Source organism: Pantoea sp. BRR-3P, assembly GCF_039621635.1.
GTDB classification, from domain to species: Bacteria; Pseudomonadota; Gammaproteobacteria; order Enterobacterales; family Enterobacteriaceae; genus Pantoea; species Pantoea floridensis.
Genome location: NZ_CP155066.1, coordinates 3,434,672 through 3,454,750, shown reverse-complemented (window position 1 = coordinate 3,454,750; position 20,079 = coordinate 3,434,672). Strand labels below are relative to the sequence as shown.

General features: G+C 52.6%; 18 protein-coding genes, 1 tRNA gene and 1 pseudogene. 12 read left to right on the top strand and 8 right to left on the bottom strand.

Annotated features, from left to right (window positions below; all coding sequences use genetic code 11):
• The first annotated feature begins 2 nt into the window (after nt 1-2).
• A complete protein-coding gene (locus AAGR08_RS16040; RefSeq protein ID WP_097095049.1) occupies nt 3-1,772 on the top strand; it encodes a GMC family oxidoreductase in 1,770 nt (589 codons plus the stop codon).
• Nucleotides 1,773-1,776: 4 nt separating this feature from the next.
• Entirely contained in the window at nt 1,777-3,027 is a 1,251-nt protein-coding gene (locus tag AAGR08_RS16035; protein ID WP_345827341.1) for a cytochrome c, read from the top strand.
• Nucleotides 3,028-3,111: 84 nt separating this feature from the next.
• On the opposite strand, the gene AAGR08_RS16030 is transcribed toward AAGR08_RS16035, so the two are convergent.
• From AAGR08_RS16030 to AAGR08_RS16020, 3 genes are all read right to left on the bottom strand, one after another.
• Nucleotides 3,112-3,789, bottom strand: coding sequence for a MarC family NAAT transporter (locus tag AAGR08_RS16030; protein WP_097095047.1), 678 nt, complete (start codon nt 3,787-3,789; stop codon nt 3,112-3,114).
• A gap of 134 nt (nt 3,790-3,923) precedes the next feature.
• On the bottom strand, nt 3,924-4,559 hold the full coding sequence (locus tag AAGR08_RS16025; protein WP_097095046.1) for a hypothetical protein: 636 nt from the start codon (nt 4,557-4,559) through the stop codon (nt 3,924-3,926).
• Nucleotides 4,560-4,654: 95 nt separating this feature from the next.
• On the bottom strand, nt 4,655-5,134 hold the full coding sequence (locus tag AAGR08_RS16020) for a carboxymuconolactone decarboxylase family protein (RefSeq protein ID WP_097095045.1): 480 nt from the start codon (nt 5,132-5,134) through the stop codon (nt 4,655-4,657).
• 127 nt (nt 5,135-5,261) lie between these two features.
• Between AAGR08_RS16020 and AAGR08_RS16015 the strand changes: the two genes are divergently transcribed.
• Nucleotides 5,262-6,638, top strand: coding sequence for a PLP-dependent aminotransferase family protein (locus tag AAGR08_RS16015; protein WP_345827340.1), 1,377 nt, complete (start codon nt 5,262-5,264; stop codon nt 6,636-6,638).
• A 45-nt stretch (nt 6,639-6,683) separates the two neighbouring features.
• Here the strand turns inward: AAGR08_RS16015 and AAGR08_RS16010 are convergent, their stop codons facing one another.
• A complete protein-coding gene (locus AAGR08_RS16010) occupies nt 6,684-7,193 on the bottom strand; it encodes a DUF2501 domain-containing protein (RefSeq protein ID WP_097095043.1) in 510 nt (169 codons plus the stop codon).
• 300 nt (nt 7,194-7,493) lie between these two features.
• Between AAGR08_RS16010 and AAGR08_RS16005 the strand changes: the two genes are divergently transcribed.
• Nucleotides 7,494-7,578, top strand: a tRNA-Leu gene (locus AAGR08_RS16005).
• Between the two features lie 463 nt (nt 7,579-8,041).
• Here the strand turns inward: AAGR08_RS16005 and AAGR08_RS16000 are convergent.
• Together AAGR08_RS16000 and AAGR08_RS15995 are read right to left on the bottom strand one after the other, a co-directional pair.
• Nucleotides 8,042-8,371 carry a hypothetical protein gene (locus AAGR08_RS16000; protein ID WP_345827339.1) on the bottom strand — a complete coding sequence of 110 codons (330 nt, stop codon included), beginning with the start codon at nt 8,369-8,371 and terminating at the stop codon, nt 8,042-8,044.
• 253 nt (nt 8,372-8,624) lie between these two features.
• Nucleotides 8,625-9,158, bottom strand: a complete 534-nt coding sequence (locus tag AAGR08_RS15995) for a hypothetical protein (RefSeq protein ID WP_345827338.1) — start codon at nt 9,156-9,158, stop codon at nt 8,625-8,627.
• A gap of 1,959 nt (nt 9,159-11,117) precedes the next feature.
• Between AAGR08_RS15995 and AAGR08_RS15990 the strand changes: the two genes are divergently transcribed.
• The 3 genes from AAGR08_RS15990 to AAGR08_RS15980 all read left to right on the top strand — a co-directional run bounded on the left by AAGR08_RS15990 (nt 11,118) and on the right by AAGR08_RS15980 (nt 12,887).
• Complete coding sequence (locus tag AAGR08_RS15990; RefSeq protein ID WP_345827337.1) at nt 11,118-11,942, top strand: RNase A-like domain-containing protein; 825 nt, start codon at nt 11,118-11,120, stop codon at nt 11,940-11,942.
• Nucleotides 11,943-11,950: 8 nt separating this feature from the next.
• On the top strand, nt 11,951-12,244 hold the full coding sequence (locus AAGR08_RS15985; protein WP_345827336.1) for a contact-dependent growth inhibition system immunity protein: 294 nt from the start codon (nt 11,951-11,953) through the stop codon (nt 12,242-12,244).
• Nucleotides 12,245-12,557: 313 nt separating this feature from the next.
• The gene (locus AAGR08_RS15980) at nt 12,558-12,887 is read left to right on the top strand and encodes a DUF1493 family protein (RefSeq protein ID WP_345827335.1); all 330 of its coding nucleotides are present in this window, start codon (nt 12,558-12,560) and stop codon (nt 12,885-12,887) included.
• A gap of 30 nt (nt 12,888-12,917) precedes the next feature.
• On the opposite strand, the gene AAGR08_RS15975 is transcribed toward AAGR08_RS15980, so the two are convergent.
• Entirely contained in the window at nt 12,918-13,697 is a 780-nt protein-coding gene (locus tag AAGR08_RS15975; RefSeq protein WP_345827334.1) for an NAD(P)H-dependent oxidoreductase, read from the bottom strand.
• 90 nt (nt 13,698-13,787) lie between these two features.
• On the opposite strand from AAGR08_RS15975, the gene AAGR08_RS15970 reads away from it, so the two are divergent.
• The 4 genes and pseudogenes from AAGR08_RS15970 (at nt 13,788) to AAGR08_RS15955 (ending at nt 18,080) form a co-directional block, all read left to right on the top strand.
• Nucleotides 13,788-14,678 carry a LysR family transcriptional regulator gene (locus AAGR08_RS15970; RefSeq protein WP_345827333.1) on the top strand — a complete coding sequence of 297 codons (891 nt, stop codon included), beginning with the start codon at nt 13,788-13,790 and terminating at the stop codon, nt 14,676-14,678.
• Nucleotides 14,679-14,851: 173 nt separating this feature from the next.
• Complete coding sequence (locus AAGR08_RS15965) at nt 14,852-15,721, top strand: SDR family oxidoreductase (protein WP_345827332.1); 870 nt, start codon at nt 14,852-14,854, stop codon at nt 15,719-15,721.
• A gap of 39 nt (nt 15,722-15,760) precedes the next feature.
• Nucleotides 15,761-16,945, top strand: a pseudogene (locus AAGR08_RS15960) (arabinose transporter); the annotation flags it as partial.
• 79 nt (nt 16,946-17,024) lie between these two features.
• Nucleotides 17,025-18,080: a DUF1176 domain-containing protein gene (locus AAGR08_RS15955; protein ID WP_345827331.1), complete on the top strand. Its 1,056-nt coding sequence runs from the start codon at nt 17,025-17,027 to the stop codon at nt 18,078-18,080.
• 85 nt (nt 18,081-18,165) lie between these two features.
• Here the strand turns inward: AAGR08_RS15955 and AAGR08_RS15950 are convergent, their stop codons facing one another.
• A complete protein-coding gene (locus tag AAGR08_RS15950) occupies nt 18,166-18,843 on the bottom strand; it encodes a YecA family protein (protein WP_345827330.1) in 678 nt (225 codons plus the stop codon).
• Between the two features lie 213 nt (nt 18,844-19,056).
• Between AAGR08_RS15950 and AAGR08_RS15945 the strand changes: the two genes are divergently transcribed.
• Complete coding sequence (locus AAGR08_RS15945; protein WP_345827329.1) at nt 19,057-20,073, top strand: isopenicillin N synthase family oxygenase; 1,017 nt, start codon at nt 19,057-19,059, stop codon at nt 20,071-20,073.
• Nucleotides 20,074-20,079 lie beyond the last annotated feature (6 nt).

Here is a 20,079-nt window from a genome sequence, read left to right as displayed (position 1 = left end):
ACATGGCACAGATTACAAAGAAAGAAGTCGACGTTGTCGTATGCGGCCTCGGCTGGGCCGGCTCGCTAATGAGTATCGAACTGGCAATGGCCGGACTGGAAGTGCGCGCCTTAGAGCGCGGCGGCGAGCGCGATTACCCGGATTTCGCCTATCCGAAACCGGCTGATGAATACGCTTACAACGTGCGTAACAAAGTGTTCGCGACGCCCAAAGAAGTGGCGGTCACCGTGCGTTACAACAGCAGCCAGACGGCGTTACCGACCCGCAAGTGGGGCGCGTTTGCGCCAGGCACCGGTGTGGGCGGCGCGGGTATGCACTGGACGGCGGTGCTGATTCGTCCAACGCCAACCGATCTGAAGCTGAAAACCTACGTGGATGAGGCCTACAAGCCGGGCATCCTGCAGGAAGATATGCGCGTGATGGACTTCCCGTTCACCTGGGAGGAGATTGAGCCGTATTACTACAAGTTTGAGCTGATCTGCGGACAATCCGGTAATACCGGCAACCTGCGCGGTCAGATTCTGGAAGGTGGCGATCCGTTTGAAGGCCCGCGTTCAGAACCTTATCCGCTGCCCGCGCTGGAAGACACGCTGAACAACGTGATGTTCAAAGAAGCGGCGACCAAGCTTGGTTATCACCCGTTCCCGAACCCTTCTGCGTGCGTATCGCGCGCGTGGAAAAACCCGTACGGCAACCAGATCGCCCCGTGCAACTACTGCGGTTACTGCTCGAAATATCCGTGCCTGAACTACTCCAAAGCCTCACCGCAAACGGCAGTGATGGATGCGCTGAAACGCATGCCGAACTTCTCTTACGAAGTGCACGCGGAAGTGGTGAAAGTGGTGCTGCATGACGATCAGAAAACCGCGAAGGGCGTAATTTACTACGATGTGGATGGCAACGAAGTGTTCCAGCCGGCCAAAATCGTGGTGCTCTCCAGCTTCCAGCTCTACAACGTGCGTCTGATGCTGCTGTCCGGTATCGGCAAGCCGTATAACCCGATCACCGAAGAGGGTGTGGTGGGGCGTAACTACGCCTTCCTGTCAAACGGCGGCGCAACGCTGTTCTTCAAGGATAAAAACTTCAACTCTTTCGCTACCGCGGGTGCCACCGGGCAGATGTTCAATGACATCTCACCAGGCAATTTCGACGGCCCAGGACTGGGTTTCCTCGGCGGCGCGAAGATCCACAGTTCGCAGGCTACCGGCACGCCAATCGCCACCTCACTGCCGAAAGGTACGCCGAGCTGGGGCATGGGCTACAAGGAAGGTCTCGAGCAGTGGTACAACCATTCCATGAAGATCAGCATTACCACCACCTGTCAGTCGTATCGCGATATCTATCTGGATCTCGATCCGCACTACACCGATCATCGCGGCCAGCCGCTGCTGCGCATGACCTTCAACTGGAAAGAGAACGAACTTAAGCTGCAACAGCACTTGAAAGGTATCGTCGGCAACATCGCCAAAGAGCTGAATCCGGACAGCATGAGCATGAGCTTCCTGCCGATGGGCGCTGACTTTGACCTCACCAAATATGTCTCGACCCACAACGTGGGCGGCGCGGTGATGGGCGATAACCCGAAAACCTCTGCACTGAACAAATACCTGCAGAGCTGGGATGTTCATAACGTGTTTGTGCCGGGCGGCAACGCCTTCCCGCAAAACTTCCAGGCGAACCCGACCGATACCATCGGCGCGATCACCCTGATGGCGGCACAAGCCATCAAAGAACATTATCTGAAAAATCCCGGCCCACTGGTACAGGCATAAGCGCATGAAATTAAAATCATTGTTAATCGCCAACGCCGTGCTGCTGGGCAGCTTTGTCCTGCAGGCTCACGCGGAAGATGACGCTCAATTGATCAAGCAGGGTGAATACCTGTCGCGCCTCGGCGACTGTATGGCGTGCCATACCGTGGCGGGCAAAGCGGATTACGCCGGCGGTTTGGCGATTGAGTCGAATCTTGGCACCATTTACTCCACCAACATCACGCCGGACAAAGAGCACGGTATCGGCAACTATAGCGAGCAGCAGTTCTCGGACGCGGTGCGCAAAGGCGTGCTGCCGAACGGTTCACGCCTTTATCCCGCAATGCCGTATCCGGATTACGCCAAAATCTCAGATGCCGATATGCACGCGCTTTACGTCTACTTTATGAAGGGCGTGAAGCCGAGCAGCGAGCAGCCGCCGGAAACCGATCTCAGCTTCCCGTTCAGCCAGCGTTGGGGTATGCGCTTCTGGAACTGGGCATTCACCTCAGATAAACCGTTCCAGCCGATTGGTGGCGCATCGGAAGAGGTGAATCGCGGGGCTTATATCGTCGAAAGCCTTGGCCACTGCGGCAGCTGCCATACGCCGCGCGGTCTCGGCATGAACGAGAAAGCGCTGGATAGCGGCGACGATCGGTTCCTTGCCGGTGGCAGCCTGAACAACTGGGATGTGCCGTCGCTGCGCGGTGTGCCGCGCTGGAGTGAACAGGAGATCGTCGATTACCTGCAAACCGGACGTAACGACAAGGCCGCGGTAGGCGGTGAGATGAAGTCGGTGATTGAGCACTCCAGCTCGCACATGACGGATGCGGATCTGAAAGCGATTGCAGCCTATCTTAAGTTCCTCGGTGGTAATCCGCCGCTGCAGGCGTACAACGTGCAGCAGCAGCAGGCGACGGAAGCGAAACTAACGGCGGCGAAAGGCCTGTCGGAAGGGGAGCGTTTGTACATCGACAACTGCGGTGCGTGTCACTTTGTCACCGGTAAAGGCGCGCCGGGGATCTTCCCGGAGCTGGATCAGGCGACGATCGTTAATGCTAAAGATCCCAGTGGTTTGATCCACACCATTTTGGCCGGTGCGCAGCAGCCATCGACCGCGAAGGCGCCATCAACCCTGGCGATGCCGGATTTTGCTAAGCGTCTGGATGATGACCAAGTGGCGAAACTGGCGACCTTCATTCGTCAGGGCTGGAGCAACCATGCGCCGGCGGTGACCAAAGATCAGGTAGCGGAAGTTCGTAAGACGTTGAAGTAATATTGTAATTCCAGGTGCGCATGAATGCGCACCCTACGCGGTTGTAGGGTCGCCATTCATGGCGACCTGGTTTTATAAGACGGTTTAATGGAAAGTGTGAATCACTTCTAACACGCCGTTAATGATGAACTGCACGCCCATACACACCAGCAAAAAGCCCATCAAACGTGAAATCGCCTCGATCCCACCTTTACCAACCAGCTTCATAATGGCGCCAGAACTGCGCAGTGAAATCCATAGAATCACAGACACAGCCAGAAACGTCAGCACCGGCGCGACCGCCACCACCCACGCAGGAAAATCGACGCCGGCTTTTACCGTGGAAGCCGAGCTGATGATCATCGCAATGGTGCCTGGCCCCGCAGTGCTCGGCATCGCCAGCGGCACAAAGGCGATATTCACGGTTTCGCGTGTGTTATCGGTGGCGTCCAGTTCATCCTGCTTGTGTTTGGCCTCAACCGAATGCCCAACAGGTTTCGCCGGAAACAGCATGCGAAAACCGATAAATGCCACAATGAGCCCGCCCGCCATACGCAAGCCGGGAATCGAGATACCAAACGTGTGCAACACCGCGCTGCCGGCGTACCACGCCACCATCATGATCAGGAATACGTAGATCGAGGCCTGCATCGCCTGGCGATTACGCTCCTGAAAATTCATATCGCCTGCAAGGCCAAGAAACAGCGCAACGGTGGTGAGCGGATTGGCCAGCGGCAAAATCACCACCAATCCCAGCCCGATGGCTTTAAAAAGCTCCAGCATGAAAATTCCTCAAATTTCCAGGTCGCCATAAATGGCGACCCTACAATAACGGCAATCCAACAACGTAGGGTCGCCATTTATGGCGACCAGGGAGGGATCTGCAGAGAAATCTCTGCGTACCGAAATACCGAATATCAGTGCTTCGGCGTATCCAGCGCTTCGATCAGCTCGGGGAAGAAATCCTCCAGCAGTTCGGGCGTCATCAGTTCGGGATAGTTGATTAAGTGCTCGCGAATACGCTCATTCACATCCGGCAGCAATCGCTGCGCCGCGTCTTGCGCAGTGATCTTCTTCTGCTTCATCAGGCGCAGTACATCATCCGGCAGATTGTCTTCATCTTCGACTTCATCGACACCTTCAAGATCGTCCAACTCATCCAGCAAATCCATCAGCGCTTCAATCTGCGGCGTGCGGGACTGATATTCAGACGGCTGCTCGTTTTGCAGATAGCGCAGCAGCGCGCGTACCGGGGATCCGTCGGGCTCGGCGGGTGGCTCGTTGGCGAACCAGGTGAGGAGATCGTGTTGCGTCACCTGATGGACGTGATAACCGTTATCCACCAGTTCATCGGCAAGGACATCAGCGGTATCGTGCTCAATCAGGCAAATGTGGGTGCGATTCGGTGTGAACTGCTCCAGCCATTGATAAATCTCTTCAATTACGCTGTCGTCGTAAATGAAAGTTTGGCTGAGATAGCTGTCATCCTGCTGGTGAACGCAGATGTGAATCTGGTCGGGATCGAAGTAAATCGCAATGTTGATGCCTTTCATGTGCGCTGTCCTATGTGGTGCAAAAACCCACTATAGCCTCCGACAGCGCAGATGAACATGGTGCCACCCGCAGCTTGCACTGCGGGTGGTAAAAATTAACGCAAATCAGCGCGATCCAGGCCATACGCGCTATCAAATGCGCCGGGAGTCATGCGTGAAAGCACCATCAGGCGATTCCAGGTATTGATGGTGGCGATGCAGAATGTCAGTTCACTGGTTTCGACTTCGGAGAAGTGCTCGCGCACTTCGCTATATAACGCATCCTCAATGCCGTGGTCGCCCGGACGCGTAAGCGCTTCGGTCAGCGCCAGCGCCGCTTTCTCTTTGGCGGTAAACAGCGGAGATTCGCGCCAGATAGCCACATGATGCAAACGCAGTTCGCGCTCGCCGTGCAGTTTGGCCTCTTTTACATGCATATCCACACAAAAGGCGCACTGGTTGAGCTGCGAAGCGCGCAGATCGACCAGATGTTTCAGTGAGGCTTCCAGCGATGTGTTGCCGACAGCCGTTGAGAGTTCGGACATGGCTTTAACTAAAGCAGGTACGGTTTTGAAGTGATTAACGCGCGATGTCATGTTGCTTTCCTCTTGCAGAATAAACGTTTAATGGCTCGCCACGCATTGCGTGGTTGATAGGGGACATCATAAACTTCTATGTCTGAGCTGAAAGGGCCAAAAACCGTTAAAATAGGTAGGACATAGCGTGGGATACAAAGAAATTTATGCGCGGTATCGTCAGCACATTCTTGAAGGGCGGTTAAAGCCAGGAGATCGTGTGCCAGCCATTCGTACGCTGGCGAGTGAATTGCAGGTAGCGCGCAAAACGGTAGAAGCCGCCTATGAAATCCTCATCGGCGAAGGATATTTCGTCAGCCAGGGCGCGAAGGGCACATGCGTCAATCCACAGCTGCTTCTGGCTACAGCGTCGGAAAAAGCAGCCGTTTCCGCGCCACCGGCCAGCGAAAATTCTCCGCGTGAGAGCAAAGGTGAACTGCGACTTGGCATTCCTGCTCTGGATGAGTTTCCGCACAAGAAGTGGCTGCTTATATCCGGCAAGGCTGCACGTACGCTGCGGCCAGAGGAGATGATCTTGCCACCGGTCATGGGTTATCAGCCGCTGCGCGAGGCGATCGCCAGCTATCTGAGTATTTCTCGCGGGCTCAACTGCCAGCCGGAACAGATCTTTATCACCAGCGGCTATCGCGCCAACCTGCGGCTGATTCTGGCTGTGCTGGCGCAGCCGAGCGATAAAGTGCTGTTTGAAGATCCTGGCTATTTCTTTGGCCAAAAATTACTGAAGCGCATCGCCCCAAATCTGCATTATGTGCCAGTCGATCGCCAGGGGATGGATGTTGATTATCTGCTGCGCTATCACCCGGATGCACGTTTCGCCATCGTGACGCCTACGCATCACAGTCCGCTGGCGGTCACTTTATCGCTGCCCCGCAAACATCAGCTGCTGGAGTGGGCACAACAGCACGACAGCTGGATTATTGAAGATGATTACGATGGCGAGTTTCATTACACGCGCAAAGTGATTCCGGCGATGAAAAGCCTGGATGTACACGATCGCGTGATTTACACCGGCACCTTCAGCAAAACCATGATGCCAGCGATGCGCGTTGGCTATCTGGTGATGCCGAAAGAGACCATTGCGCGTTTCAACGAGTTAGGTGAAATCCTTGAAACCGGCATGTCGCTGCTGCCGCAAAAGATTCTGGCGCAGTTCCTCAGCGAAGGTCACTTTTATCGTCATATTAAGAAAATGCGCATTTTGTATCAGCAGCGACGCCGCATGATGCTGGATGCACTACAGCAATGCTTTCCGGAAATGTTTGATTTCGAACTCACGGATGGCGGCATGCACATTGTCGCCTTTTTGCGTCGCGGCACGCAGGACAAAGCGTTGGCAGAAATCTGGCAGCGGCATCAACTCCGCGTACTGCCGCTTTCCGGCTGGTATATGCAGACGCAGAAGCGCTATGGATTAGTGATTGGTTACACCAATATTCGCTCGCCAGAGCAGGCATTCGCGCTGTTGCAAAGAACGGCGCGCGAAACGCGAGATGCGTTTAAATAAAGAAAAGGCGCGAGGGACAGCTCGCGCCTTGATACCGGCGCGTCCTTACATGCCGATATATTTTTTACCCTGCTTCAGCACCACATCGCAGGCTTTGGTTTTCAGCTTCTCGCCCATCGGTGAGCTGCTCAGGCTTTGCAGATTCAGCTGCTGGCCGTTGCCGGTATTCAGCAAACCTTGTACACCCTGCTGATAATCGGTTTTCTGCGCTTGCGCGGCAGGGCTGCTTAAGCCAAGCTTGCTCAGCACCTGATCCTTCACCGACGTCACGTTGTTATCCACCACGTTATGCTGCACGCAATAGGACATCACGCCCGCAGCGTTGGTCATGCTATTGGCGCTCACTGCTTTATCGCCGCCGTTCAGCAGGCCCGTAACAGAAGAGAGCGACAGCCCGCCGTTCTGCGCGTTAGCGCTACCCGCGGTGCTGCTATTCTGCTGCGAAAGCTGTGATGCCGCGCTGCTTAGCTGATCCTGCCAACTCGCCGCCGATGCGCTCCCCGCAACCAGTGCTGCCGCGATGCCACATCCCCAAATCATGCGTTGTAATTTCATCTCAACCTCGTTGTCTTTTATGTTCTGACTGCGTCAGTTTTGGTTAAGAGAGGTTTGCTTTAAGAAAGTTCCTGAGAGCACGACGGATAACAGGAGAATGAGACAGTTCTTGGTTTTATCGGGCATTGAAACGGGTAGGAGTGGAAGAGCGAGGTAAAACTCATGCTCGATTGATGATTTTACAGGCAGTTGAGCGCGGAGTGCTGATTTTTTCAACGCTTAGCGCACATCCGCAACGATTCCAGTTGCGCACTTTGCGCGTAACGGTATAATCCCCAACGTTTTCCGCATCCCTTCAGTGCCGAAGTGGCGAAATCGGTAGACGCAGTTGATTCAAAATCAACCGTAGAGATACATGTCGGTTCGAGTCCGACCTTCGGCACCATTCACTTTAATTTCTTATAAAACAGTGAGTTAGAATTAAAATTCTATCTCTCTTGCATGTAAGAAATGTAATAAGTCTTTCACCAAGAATTGCCGCTTAGTTAGTAGTGGTAGATCTTCGGGAATACTAACTCATAGCGGCGTGTCGTTCCAAGCTTCAAACACGTACAGTTTCTCAACTTGAACAGCTATGACGTTGCCCACGTCTCTAAATATCCCAAAACAGTTTGATCGCACGCATTCAAGCCCGATGTCCCGATGTGTAGCGTTGTTCAGCCCCAAAACAGGTCTATGGTGGTAAACGTACCTGCACACGAAATGCAGGCTCTGCCAGCGTCTCAGCCACGCTCCTAACGGTACAGGGTTATCCTGATAAGGTTGTGATCAATCTGGACAGTTGATGAAGTCGCTACGCTCCGCTTGTTGCTAGTACCACCAACGGGACTTTATGGCTTCTATTGCCTTCAGAAGGGCAACTCTCTTTGTATGTCGCAGAACTCATCTAGATCACCATTATGTGCATCTAACATCATCTGATGATGATTGAACCAGTTACCTACCTCAAAAATCGACACAGGCTGATGCATCACGAACCAATAAGCTGTGTTCGTGGTGCGACCAAAACAAAACATCCGTTCTTCACCCTCACGCTTAGTTTCAAAGAGAACTACTGAACCCTGATCAACTCTGTCCAGAAAGCCGCCTGAGTGCACTACTGTCACCCGTTCGGCTCTTTCCCAATAGACTTGAACGCCTCTTGTTACACTAGGATCAAAACCATTCTTGTTGCCCATAAAACCACCACTTAAAAGCTGTATAAATAAACAGTAGTTAGTAAAGGAAAGGAATGCAAGACCTGAGTAGATGAAGAGTGGGTTTATACGTTCGATAGGCTATAACCTCGTCACAACGCTTTAGGTGAGTAATTTCTGATGAGTGGGGATAGGTAGGGGAGAAAGGAAAAAATTACATGAGCTCAGGTGAAATTTAGGATCGTCTTTTTTATACCTAAATAAGCTGGGGCTTCAGCCCCAGCTATGATTAATTTTACCCAGCGTTTGAATCAGGCCCTGCATCATCGTTGGCAGCTCTTTTAAGAAGCTCTAGAACACCTTCTTCTCCGTATTCTTTTACCAAGCGTTTAATGTCTTTCTGAGCCTGACTTTCCTTCTTGCGGCAGGCACTGTCATGACGTTCTTTAAAGACTACTTCCGGTTCAGCTTTTAACCTTTCCTGATCTTCATCAGTAATAAAGAACAGTGATTGCTTTGTTCGATTTCCAACATCCGATTCAGTTTCTACGCGGCGACTGGAGATCGGGAATGAGTATTCCTTCTCTAATGCATGAATCACAGCAGAGGCACGCTTAACACCATAATCAGCCGGGATTGTATAGCCTGATGTGGTAATCGATTTTCTGTCCAATAAGGCTGCAAGTACACAAGCTTGTGTGCGGTTGAGCGCTTGAACGGCTTCTAAAGCTGATGGATGTCCTTCGAAGAAGGAAGCTAACTTGATGCGGGCTTGTTCAGGTGCGTAATCATCGGTAACTTTACGCTGATTAAAATCTTTAGAATTCATAGAGTTTTCTCCATTTTGCTACGGATCAACCTAGAACAGAGATGTAAGTAAGATTTGCAAGAATCCAAAATCTTCTGGAAATCTACGTAATTTAGCCGTAGTCTTCCGCAACGACTTAACCAGATCTGAAAATTTGGTTGAGCCGCTTCAGTCTCTGAACTGGAGCATGAGCAGCTATCGGGCGGGCCTGGAAACCTTTTTGCCTGATAGCTGCTTTTTCGTTTCTGGCATTCATGATCACCAGAATGCCAATGCTACCACGTCATTTCACAATGCACATCTTTAATCTTCCGGTTATGTACATTTTCTGCTCCCAGCGTTCGTCAGATCGATTCTCCGGGCTTTTCTGGTAACTTTTGACGTATACCTAGTTGGACATCGTCAACCGTTTATAGGGCCTTTAAAGCGCTTTAAAACACATGTATAAAAAAATAGGGGTTAAATTTACAGGGGAAAATACTTGGCGTTTTTCCTGTTTAACCTTCATACCTCTCGCTTGCGTTAACTCCACTTCGCTCTTGATTAATATCGATTTTAAAGTGTCTCCGACTATGCAATTTAAATTCATACATGCCAACCTGTGTGCGCAAGTATGCTGAAAAACCCAATATATTGGGGGTAGTGGGAGGTTGAGCTACAAGATGATGAGTATTCTAGTCAGCAATCTCTTCTTAACAAGAGTTGATTTTCACTAAAAAATCGTCATTACCGGGTGGCAAAATTCCTTGATCCGCACCCGGTAAGGCTTGCATTTAGTGTCAACCGCTCAGCACTTTTTTTTTATTTTTTGATCGGGGGATTGTTCTTGCCCATTTAAGTGGTATTTCACGGATAAAGAAGGGGTATTTGTTGAAGAAAAATTAGGATTTGAGTTTCTTTACAATAAATTCAAAAGAAATATTTCCACCCAGGTAATTATTCCTTCGTATCAAAAGTCCTCGCTGCCTTGCAATTCTCACTTGCTGGCACTTCAACAGTACGGGTTAAGTTATGCCCTGTGTAAATGCATAGGGTAGTTCTCCCTTTCTCCACACGCTCAACATCAGTTAGCGTTACCTGCACGGCTGACGCCTTAGCCGCAGCCAGGCACAATAAAATAGTGGCTAATGTTTTATTCATTTCAAATTCCCCCGCCGTGGGCGACTCCATAAGACCATGCCTTTACTCCACAATTGATTGCAGAAAATATCCCATCTCAACGGCTGCTTTGCTAAGCGCGGCACATCCTGCCGGAAATCCTAAACCGCAAAATCCCAAAATATCAGGATGGCTGATCCCGCCAATTACCCTAATTCCGCACGAAAACTTGTTATAAAGCAGGCAACTTTCACCCATTTTTGGTCGCATTAAACATAATGACCCTAACGTGTGCTTGACTAATTTAGTTAGGATTCAAATATCGGTTTGTTGTGTGCTGGCGAAGGTATGAGAATTCTTTGAGCGAACAATAAAAGCTCTTGAGAGAAATTCATGCTTCATCAAATTTATAGGTAATCTTACAGGAACTAATAACTTATAAATTTTGAATCTTACGATTTGTTTCTACGTAGTAGAAAAATAACAATCCAATTCCAAGCGACATGAGTTGGTAAAGGAATCGCTAAAAGGAAGAACACATAATCACCTATTCTTTCTTGAATGAAAGGTTCAAAAATCTATGTCTTAACTCTTTGCGAGTTAGAAGGTTTTGTTGCATGAGATTAAAAGGTAGAACATTGCATGAAATGATAAAAAAATGGCAGCATCTGAAGGTAGGCTATGACATCTATACCAAAACGCGGGTAACATTTTTAGGCAAGAACGGAGAAGTAATAATAGGTTTTATTTACCACTCTGACTAACTTGAAGGCTTAAAAGTTATTTTTTAGGTTTTGATAAAATATCATGTATTAGAAGTGAGTGCTGGTACGTTGGACCTAGGATTTAATATCATTTTTATATCATTGGATGAGCTTAATTATGACGGAAGGTTTAATTGTTGCTCTAACGCCCGTTCAGTTGGCGGCGGTGATTTCTGATAAATCTGTAACAGAAGACGAAACACTCAGCAATCGAGTATGGGGTAGTCTGGATTTTGTTTTAGGCGTCGCTGAAATGGCTGGGGCAGCGACACTTTGTGCTGTACCTGAACCAACTGGGCTGACGAAAGTGGGTTGCGTTGCTGTTGGTGCCCACAGTATGGATGCTGTTAAAACGGCTGCTGATAGAGTTATCACAGGGCTGAATACGCGAAGTGCGACACATCGTGCAGCAGAGGCCTTAGCTAAGGAATTTGGTGCTGATGAAAATACTGCATACAAGATAGGTCTAGCTGTAAATGTTGCCGTACCTCTGGGATTTGCGGCGATAATGGGCGCAGCCAGAGTGGCTTCGGTTCACTCCGGAAAAATTAATCTCTCTAAACATGAAGCAGTTAGTGGTATTCAAGGTGGTGGGCACACAATTGCAAGGCATGTGGGTAAATCATCAGAGGAATTATTGCAGCGTTTGGGGAAAAGCTCTGGCATGCAATCGGCCTCTACGTTCACCGATTTACAGGTTGCAGAGAAAGTCATAAGTCAAACATTAAAAGTTAACCGGCACACTGTTAAGCAATGGGCTAGCAACTCATCATCAGCAAATGTTCTTGAATTGACACATAGCACAGGAAATACTATTGGCTTTGGTTTTCGACAGGGAAGTACAACAAAAGTGATGACAAGCAGTGCTCGCGTAGTTTTATTAAAGAAAGTATATAATGGCCAACCATATTATATCCTCACAGCATACCCGATAATAAAATAGGGGATCATATGAATACAAAGTTCGATCATCTTGGCGTTTTGGTGCGGGTCTTTTTTGGTCAGGATTATGATTTATTTGGTGAAGATTTTTATGAAATATTAGCCGCCTACAAAAACGTTGAAAATACCAAAGCTATTCAGGAAACCATTCGCGAAGCACATCAATTGTTAGAATCCTATCCGGATGAAAACGAACTCAATCTGGTTTTTTCTAACCTTGCTGAGGGGGAGTTCTCACCCACAGCATGGGGGTTTACTGCACGACTTTTTCTCGAGAACGTCATTATTGCGTTGAGTGATTAGATGAAGTGCCAGCGATTGCACATTCTTCAGACGATCTCTGGCAGGGATTGAATCAACGATAAAAATTCGTGGCGCAGCAGGTTATAAATCGCTATCAACTCCACTAAACACTGCATTTTAGATATAAGCGTAGGTCGCTGGCGATACGCGTTGAGCCTATCCAGACGCCTGTTATGGATGTTGTAAAAACCCCGCTTCGCTCCGATATTTCTCCCTTTGTCTCAAAATTCTCTGTTTGAACTTTTTTTTCATCCTGCTGACAAGTTTGCATGGCAGAATGGCGCTCCGGTGAATCAGTGGAGGTGCAGAGGCTATGACAGATGAAATCGAGCAGCGTATCTACGAGCTGGTGCGACGTTACGACGGCGTCTACCTGTTTAAGCAAAAGACGCTGACACCGCAGATTGATATTGATAGCGATCTCAACTTTGAGCGCGAGGAAGCCGCTGCTCTGATGGACGAATTCTTCAATGAATTCAGCGTAGAGCGCGGAGAGTTTGTCATCGAAACTTACTATCCCGCTGAGCCTTCGCTGGTGCAAATTCTCAACCCGTTCAATAAGCGCGACGTGCCGGTGGTGCCTGATTTTACGCTGGGAATGTTAATTGAATCGGCAAAAGTGGGGCGCTGGTTGTACGAATAAAGACAGGCTCCCCGCAGAGCCTGCCGCAGTTCACTTCTTCACATGCACATCAAAACCGCGCTCTTCCGGCGCAAATTCATCCTTTAACGTCAGCGCAGGTATCGCATAATCGCCGCCGTTCTGCTGACGATAGGCAATCGGTGCCGTTTCGGCCAACGTATCTAAACGCGTTGCTAGCGCATCACACCAGCCGGCAAAACGCTCCTGCGCTGATTTCTGCACCCGATAGAAAACCAGCGGTGGCAGCACGCTAAAGCCAGGATAAAACAGCATGCCATGATGGATGGGGAACAATAACGCGTCTATCGGGCCATTAATGCCGCGCGGGCTGTAGTGCGATTCCCAGCCGCCGGTCGTCACCACGAGCATGGCGCGTTTGCCGCTGAGATTGCCTTCACCGTAACGATCGCCCCAATGCTGGTCGTTGTGCTCGCCCACGCCGTAGGCAAAGCCGTTAGCGTAAACACGATCAAACCAACCTTTCATGATGGCCGGCATGGAAAACCACCACAGCGGAAACTGGAAGATCACCGTGTCGGCCCAGCGCAGTTTTTCCTGCTCGGCGGCGATATCCGCAGCTTGCAATTGATGATCGTAGGCGAAGCGTGAATCCACAGTGGCATCATAATGACTGCCGACCAGCGGGGCGTGCGTATCACTGGCGTCGAGCTGCGCTTTCCACTGCATGGCATAGAGATCGGAAACCTGCACCTGATGTCCAGCGTGCAGCAGATGTTGTACCGCAAAATCTTTAAGTGAACCGCTAAGTGAGTGCGGTTCCGGATGGGCATACACAATCAGTATATTCATGGCTTAATCCTGTGAGATGAAAACAGCTGCAGATTACGGCCGCGCTGACTATAGTGGAAATCAATTGCTGATATCTCAGGTATAGAAAGGGTGAATATCAACTCACTGGATTTGAATCTGTTGCAGACGCTCAATGTACTGTTAAGCGAGCACAACGTTACGCGTGCGGCGCAGCGTCTGCATCTCTCACAACCTTCAGTCAGCGCCCAGCTGGCGCGGCTGCGGCTACTGTTTGACGATCCGCTGCTGTTGCCCGGTCCGCGCGGCATGCTGCCAACCGCACGCGCTGAGGCGTTACGCGAGCCGTTGCGTCTGGCGCTGGAGGCGGTGGAGCGCGCGGTCGCGCCGCCGGATGCTTTCAACCCAGCCATTGCGGATGTGACCTGGCGCCTCGCCGCCACCGATTACATGTCCTCAGCGCTGATCCTGCCCGCATTGAATTTGGTCCGTGCTGCGGCACCGCTCAGTCGTATGGCGATATTTGCCCTTAATCCACCGCAGGTCGCGCAGCAGCTGGAAAAGGGCGAGCTGGATTTGGTGTTTCATACCGGTGACAACGCGCCGCCAACGCTGCATCAGCGTAAATTGTTTAGCGAGCGTTATGTGCTGGCAGGACGGCGCAATCACCCACAGCTGCAACGGCCTCCAACGCTCGATGAGTTTTGCGAGCTGGAGTTTGTCATGGTGTCGCCGGATGGTGGTGGGTTCACTGCGGCGACAGATCGCGCGCTGGCAAAGCGGGGGCGAAGTCGCCGCGTGGCGCTCTCGGTGCCACATTTTCTGTTTATGCTGGATGTCTTAGCAAATAGCGATCTCGTTGCGGTGCTGCCTGAGCGTCTGGTACGTCATGCTCAACAGCTCACGGTTATAGCGCCGCCGCTCGACATTGAAGGCTTTGATATTTTGCTGCTGTGGCACGAGCGTTTGCATCGCGATCCGGCACAGCAATGGCTGCGACAACAAATTGTGGCAGCGCTATAAACCTGAACCTTAACGCGAGTTAAGCGGGTGTTATTGAGCGTAACCTACTTTTCCATAAGGCTTTTTTTCACGCTTTTATCTGAAATCCAATGCGATTAGCGCCGCGGTTTTTCTCCCTGCATCATATGAAAACGACGAAACACTCGCGTTTATCATTTTCAGGAGAACAGACCATGCATGTATTCGTAACCGGTGCCACCGGCTGGGTGGGCTCAGCGGTGGTGGAAGATCTGATCGCAGCAGGCCATGAAGTTTCTGGTCTGGCACGTTCCACAGATAAAGCCCGGGCGCTGGCGGCAGCCGGTGCTCACGTGATTCACGGCTCGCTGGAGGATAGCGATATTCTGCGCCACGCTGCGCAAAACGCCGATGCAGTGATTCATACCGCTTTCAACCACGATTTCTCCCGTTTCGTGGAGAATTGCGAGCAGGATCGACGCGTGATTGAGCAGCTGGGCGCGGCAATTGAAGGCTCCGATCGCATGCTGCTGGTGACGTCCGGTTTATCAGGCATGGCGAGCGGCGCAACGGAGCTGGATCAGCCCAAACCGGTCTCACCACGCCAGTCGGAAGCCGCAGCCAATGTGCTTTCTCAGCGAGGTGTGCACGTGGCGGCGGTGCGTTTGGCACCTTCCGTACATGGCCTCGGCGATCACGGTTTTATCCCGATCCTGGTGCGGCTGGCCCGTGAAACCGGCGTTTCAGCATGGTATGGCGATGGGCAAAACCTTTGGTCGGGTGTGCATCGCCGTGATGCCGCGCGCGTTTATCGCCTGGCACTGGAACAAGGGGTAACCGAGCGTGTTTACCATGCCGTTGCAGATCAGGCCGTGCCGTTCCAGGCTATTGCGCAGGCACTGGCCCAGCAACTTGGCCTGCCTGCCGAGGCGCGCGAACGTGAGCATTTTGGTTGGTTCGCGAACATGGCGGCCGGCAACATGGCGGTATCGAGCGTACGAACGCGCGCACTGCTTGACTGGATGCCAACCGGCCCCGATCTGCTGACGGAACTCAACAACCCCGCTTATTACACCCATATTTAATCGTTGGCTGTCGCGGCTTAAGCGACAGCTTTCCGGAATACCATCATGAAATCCACTGTATTTATGACGTTGCTGCCACTCTCGCTGGCGGTATTTATTTCGTTTCTCACCATGGGGATGCAGCTGCCGGTACTGCCGCTGCATCTGCAACAAAACCTCGGCATGGATACGCTCATGATTGGCGCCGTGATCGGTGCGCAATTTATTGCCGCGCTGCTGACGCGTGCCTGGGCGGGAAATTTTGCCGATATGCGCGGACCGAAACGTGCTGTGATTGCCGGGCTGCTGGTCATTGCCAGCTCGGGTTGCATCTACCTGCTGTCGCTGCTGTTCATTCATCAAACCCACACGTCGGTAGCTATTTTGCTGCTGGGCCGGGTGGTGCTGGCGCTGGGAGAGAGCCTGATAGCCACAGGTGCACTCGGCTGGGGATTAGGTTTGGTAGGGCCGGGCAATGCGGGCAAAGTGATGGCGTGGATTGGCATTGCGATTTATGGCGCGTGGGCGCTGGGCGCACCGCTTGGCGTGGCCGTTTATCACGCCTGGCACTTTAGCGGTATTGCTGTAGCCATCATCCTCATCCCTCTGTTACCGCTGCTGTTTATCAGCCGTCAGCGCGGCGTCCAGCCGACGGCAACAACGCGTACGCCATTTTATAAAGTCATGGGGGCGGTTTGGCGGCCGGGCCTGGGTTTGGCGCTGGCCAGCGTGGGATTTGGCATGATCACCGCTTTTATCGCGCTGCTGTTTGCGGCTAAATCCTGGGGCAACGCGTCGCTGGCTTTCACCGCCTTTGGCGTTACGTTTATCGTGGCGCGTCTGTTCTTTGCCCATCTCCCCGACAAGTTGGGCGGAGCACGCGTGGCGTTGGTGTGTGTGATTATTGAAGCTCTGGGGCAGCTGCTGATTTGGGGAGCTGAGAGTGCCAATGTGGCGTATCTCGGCGCAGCGCTAACCGGCTTTGGATATTCGCTGGCGTTTCCGGGCTTTGGCGTGGAAGCGGTACGTCGCGCGCCGCCGCAAACGCGCAGCCTGGCGATGGGCGCTTATGTGGCATTTCTTGATATCGCGCTGGCGATCACCAGTCCGGTTGCTGGCGCGCTGGCGGGCCATTTTGGCATTGCATCGGTGTATCTGGCGGGTGCTATAGCGGTGGGATGCGCGGTGCTGGTGGCAGCAGGTTTACTGGCGCGTGCGCCGGAGACGCAACGCGTAACGGAATAGTCATCGCCGCAAAAAATTCACTTCTCCCGCGTCACAAAAGTCATCACACTAGCCCTCTTTACCATTATGGAGAGATGGCATGTTTACCCGATTGCTGCTGGCGATGTCGTTGCTTGCCGGCTTGAGTGCGCCGTTGTTGGCAGATCAAGATGGTGTCTCCTTTAGCCATAAAGACTGGGAGCTGGCTTGCGATAACACGCTGACCTGTCGCGCGGCGGGTTACAGCGCCGAAGAGGGCGCAGGTGGCTCGGTGCTGCTGGTGCGTGCGGGCGGGCCAAACGCGACGACGCATGGCCGCGTAGTGCTGGCCGATACCGGCGACGATGATTCGAAGCAGGTTGATACTCTAACGTTGTGGATTGACGATCGGGCGTTGGGAGCGGTAGCGAAAGCAGAAAATGACGAATGGACGCTGACCGATGAGCAAACTCAGGCGCTGATTAACGCCATTAAAAACAGCGGCAAGGTGGAATTTCGCGGTGGCGAAGAGCCGTTCGATCTCTCCAGCAATGGCGCGTTCGCGACGCTACTGAAAATGGATGACGCGCAGGGACGTCTCAGCACGCCGGGCGCCCTGGTGCGCAAGGGAAATAAGCCGGAAAGTAGCGTTCCGGCGGCGCAGGCCATGCCGGTGATTCAGCAGGTGAAGGTGGCGAAAGCCGATGCGCGCCCGTTAACTGCCGATGAGCTGGCGCTATTGAAACCGAAGCTGATTGCGTCTCTCACCGATGATGACAGCTGCGACAATCTCGCGCCTTCCGACGATCAGCCGGAAGAGGGCGCAGAGCCACTGACGTTAACGCCGGTGGACAGTGCGCACGTGCTGATTGCCGCGCTGTGCTGGCGCGGTGCTTATAACGAAGGCTACGGTTTTTGGTTGATCGACACCAGGTTACAGGGCAAACCGCAGCTGGTAACGGATTCAGGTACTGATTACAGCGAAGGCGTCATCGCGGAAGCACAGAAAGGACGCGGCATCGGCGACTGTTGGAGCACGGCGGCGTGGGTGTGGGATGGCAAAGATTTTGTACAAAGTAGTGATGCAACCACCGGCATGTGTCGCGCGATTCGCGCCGGCGGCGCGTGGCAGTTGCCAACGTGGGTCACCGAAGTGAAACCGGCTGTGATTCCGTAAGGTGCGCATTTATGCGCACCAGGTCGCCATGAATGGCGACCCTACGACGGGATTATGTAGGGTATCCATTCATGCGTGTCGGGGATTATTTACCGCAGCACTGCTTGTACTTTTTGCCGCTGCCGCACGGGCAAGGATCGTTGCGTCCGGTTTTTTCCCCGGCAAAGTGCGGTAACTGTGGCTCGGGATCCGGCTGCGCCATACGCTGTTCCTGCCAGTATTCATGCAGCTCTAACGCGGCAGGGCGAATCGCATCGATGCTGGCTTCAAACTCTTCTGGCGTGAAAGCTTCACGCTTCGCCAGCTGCTCTTCGCTGCCGTGCAGAGTAATCGCCTCCATCATCGGCTGCAGGGATGCCGGCAGCAGCGACCAATCCGCATCCAGCGCCACGCCGCGCAAATAACCGTAGCACCAGTCTTCCACCACGGTAAATTCCTGGCCTTCCATCTCTTGCGTACCGAACAGTGGATCAAACTGCTCCGGGAATTCGGCCAGGCGCTCAGCAATGTCGTTGAGATGCTGGAAAGTCAGCGTCATAAAGCGATCCATTTCACGCTCGTTGGACCACTTAGGAATGTGCTTTTTGCCGCCCCACATTGCCACCAACCACTCGCTCGGTTCGATATCGTTTGGGCCGGAAAGCAGTGCCGTCAGCATGCCATCCAGCTCGGCGGTATCTACCACCGAGTGTTCATTGCCATATTTCTCCAGCATATCTTCAAGCCAGTTCAGCTCTTTTTCCGTTAATGGGCCCTGGTTCATACGGCGTCTCCTGCTTTGTCAATAAGGGCAATGCCCAAGTTAATGGCGGCGATTATAGCGGGAAGCGGGCGTGATTTACCGCTTTTTGCATATCGATTGCTGAACCTATCCTAAAAATCATTCGCCATAACATAGTGCACAACAGTATTGGCTGCTATTGCCGACAGATGGCAGCGTAAACACCGAACGTTTCCCGATAAAGGATGAAAAAGTATGGCAACCACTTTGCCGGTACTGGATTTAGCGCTGCTGGAATTGCCGGATGCTGAACAGGCGCACTATCTTGCCGAGCTGCGGGAAACCGCACGTGACGTTGGTTTTTTTTATCTGGTTAATCATGGCATCAATCCGCAGCTGCTGCAGAACGTGCAAAGTATCACGCGGGCTTTCTTTGCATTGCCGGATGACGAGAAACAGCGCGTCTCGATGATTCACTCGCCGCACTTTCGCGGCTACAACCGCGCGGGCGTGGAATATACCCGCGAGCAGCGCGATCAGCGCGAGCAATTTGATATTGGTGCCGAGCGCGAGGCGCTGGCGTTGCAGCCGGGCGATCCGGCGTGGAAGCAATTGCAAGGGCCTAATCTCTGGCCGGAATCGCTGCCGCAGCTGCGTCCGGTGATCCACGCCTGGCAGCAGGCGATGACGCAGGTTTCGCTGCGCTTACTGCGCGCCTTTGCCCGGTCTCTTTCGCTGCCGCCGGATGCATTCGATGCGCTGTACGGTACGCATCCCAACGAACATGTGAAGCTTATTCGCTATCCCGGTCAGGCGGCAGATGCCAGCCAGCAAGGCGTTGGCGCCCATAAAGACTCCGGGTTTCTTACCTTTTTGTTGCAGGACGATCAGCCGGGTTTACAGGTGGAAGTGACGCCTGACCATTGGGTGGATGCGCTGCCAAAACCGGGCGCGTTCGTGGTGAACATTGGCGAACTGCTGGAAATTGCCACCAACGGTTATCTGCGCGCTACCGTGCACCGCGTGATATCACCACCCGCCAGTCAGGAGCGGCTATCAATCGCCTTCTTTCTTGGTGCGCAACTGGATGCCGAAGTCCCGCTCTACTCGTTGCCACCAGAGCTGGCGGCGGAGGCGCGCGGCCCCACCAGCGATCCCAGCAATCCGCTGCTGCGCGAAGTGGGCTGGAACTACCTCAAAGGGCGTTTGCGATCGCATCGCGACGTGGCGCAGCGTTATTACGCTGACACTCTCCATAGCGTTAAATCATAAGAAACT

Bases quoted from the DNA above. Each gene is read 5' to 3' on its own strand.
- AAGR08_RS15975 (WP_345827334.1), bottom strand. From the start codon at position 13,697: ATGAATATACTGATTGTGTATGCCCATCCGGAACCGCACTCACTTAGC.
- AAGR08_RS16030 (WP_097095047.1), bottom strand. From the start codon at position 3,789: ATGCTGGAGCTTTTTAAAGCCATCGGGCTGGGATTGGTGGTGATTTTG.
- AAGR08_RS15985 (WP_345827336.1), top strand. From the start codon at position 11,951: ATGAATACAAAGTTCGATCATCTTGGCGTTTTGGTGCGGGTCTTTTTT.
- AAGR08_RS15950 (WP_345827330.1), bottom strand. From the start codon at position 18,843: ATGAACCAGGGCCCATTAACGGAAAAAGAGCTGAACTGGCTTGAAGAT.
- AAGR08_RS16025 (WP_097095046.1), bottom strand. From the start codon at position 4,559: ATGAAAGGCATCAACATTGCGATTTACTTCGATCCCGACCAGATTCAC.
- AAGR08_RS16040 (WP_097095049.1), top strand. From the start codon at position 3: ATGGCACAGATTACAAAGAAAGAAGTCGACGTTGTCGTATGCGGCCTC.
- AAGR08_RS16035 (WP_345827341.1), top strand. From the start codon at position 1,777: ATGAAATTAAAATCATTGTTAATCGCCAACGCCGTGCTGCTGGGCAGC.
- AAGR08_RS15980 (WP_345827335.1), top strand. From the start codon at position 12,558: ATGACAGATGAAATCGAGCAGCGTATCTACGAGCTGGTGCGACGTTAC.
- AAGR08_RS15945 (WP_345827329.1), top strand. From the start codon at position 19,057: ATGGCAACCACTTTGCCGGTACTGGATTTAGCGCTGCTGGAATTGCCG.
- AAGR08_RS15995 (WP_345827338.1), bottom strand. From the start codon at position 9,158: ATGAATTCTAAAGATTTTAATCAGCGTAAAGTTACCGATGATTACGCA.
- AAGR08_RS16020 (WP_097095045.1), bottom strand. From the start codon at position 5,134: ATGACATCGCGCGTTAATCACTTCAAAACCGTACCTGCTTTAGTTAAA.
- AAGR08_RS15990 (WP_345827337.1), top strand. From the start codon at position 11,118: ATGACGGAAGGTTTAATTGTTGCTCTAACGCCCGTTCAGTTGGCGGCG.
- AAGR08_RS15965 (WP_345827332.1), top strand. From the start codon at position 14,852: ATGCATGTATTCGTAACCGGTGCCACCGGCTGGGTGGGCTCAGCGGTG.
- AAGR08_RS15955 (WP_345827331.1), top strand. From the start codon at position 17,025: ATGTTTACCCGATTGCTGCTGGCGATGTCGTTGCTTGCCGGCTTGAGT.
- AAGR08_RS16000 (WP_345827339.1), bottom strand. From the start codon at position 8,371: ATGGGCAACAAGAATGGTTTTGATCCTAGTGTAACAAGAGGCGTTCAA.
- AAGR08_RS16010 (WP_097095043.1), bottom strand. From the start codon at position 7,193: ATGAAATTACAACGCATGATTTGGGGATGTGGCATCGCGGCAGCACTG.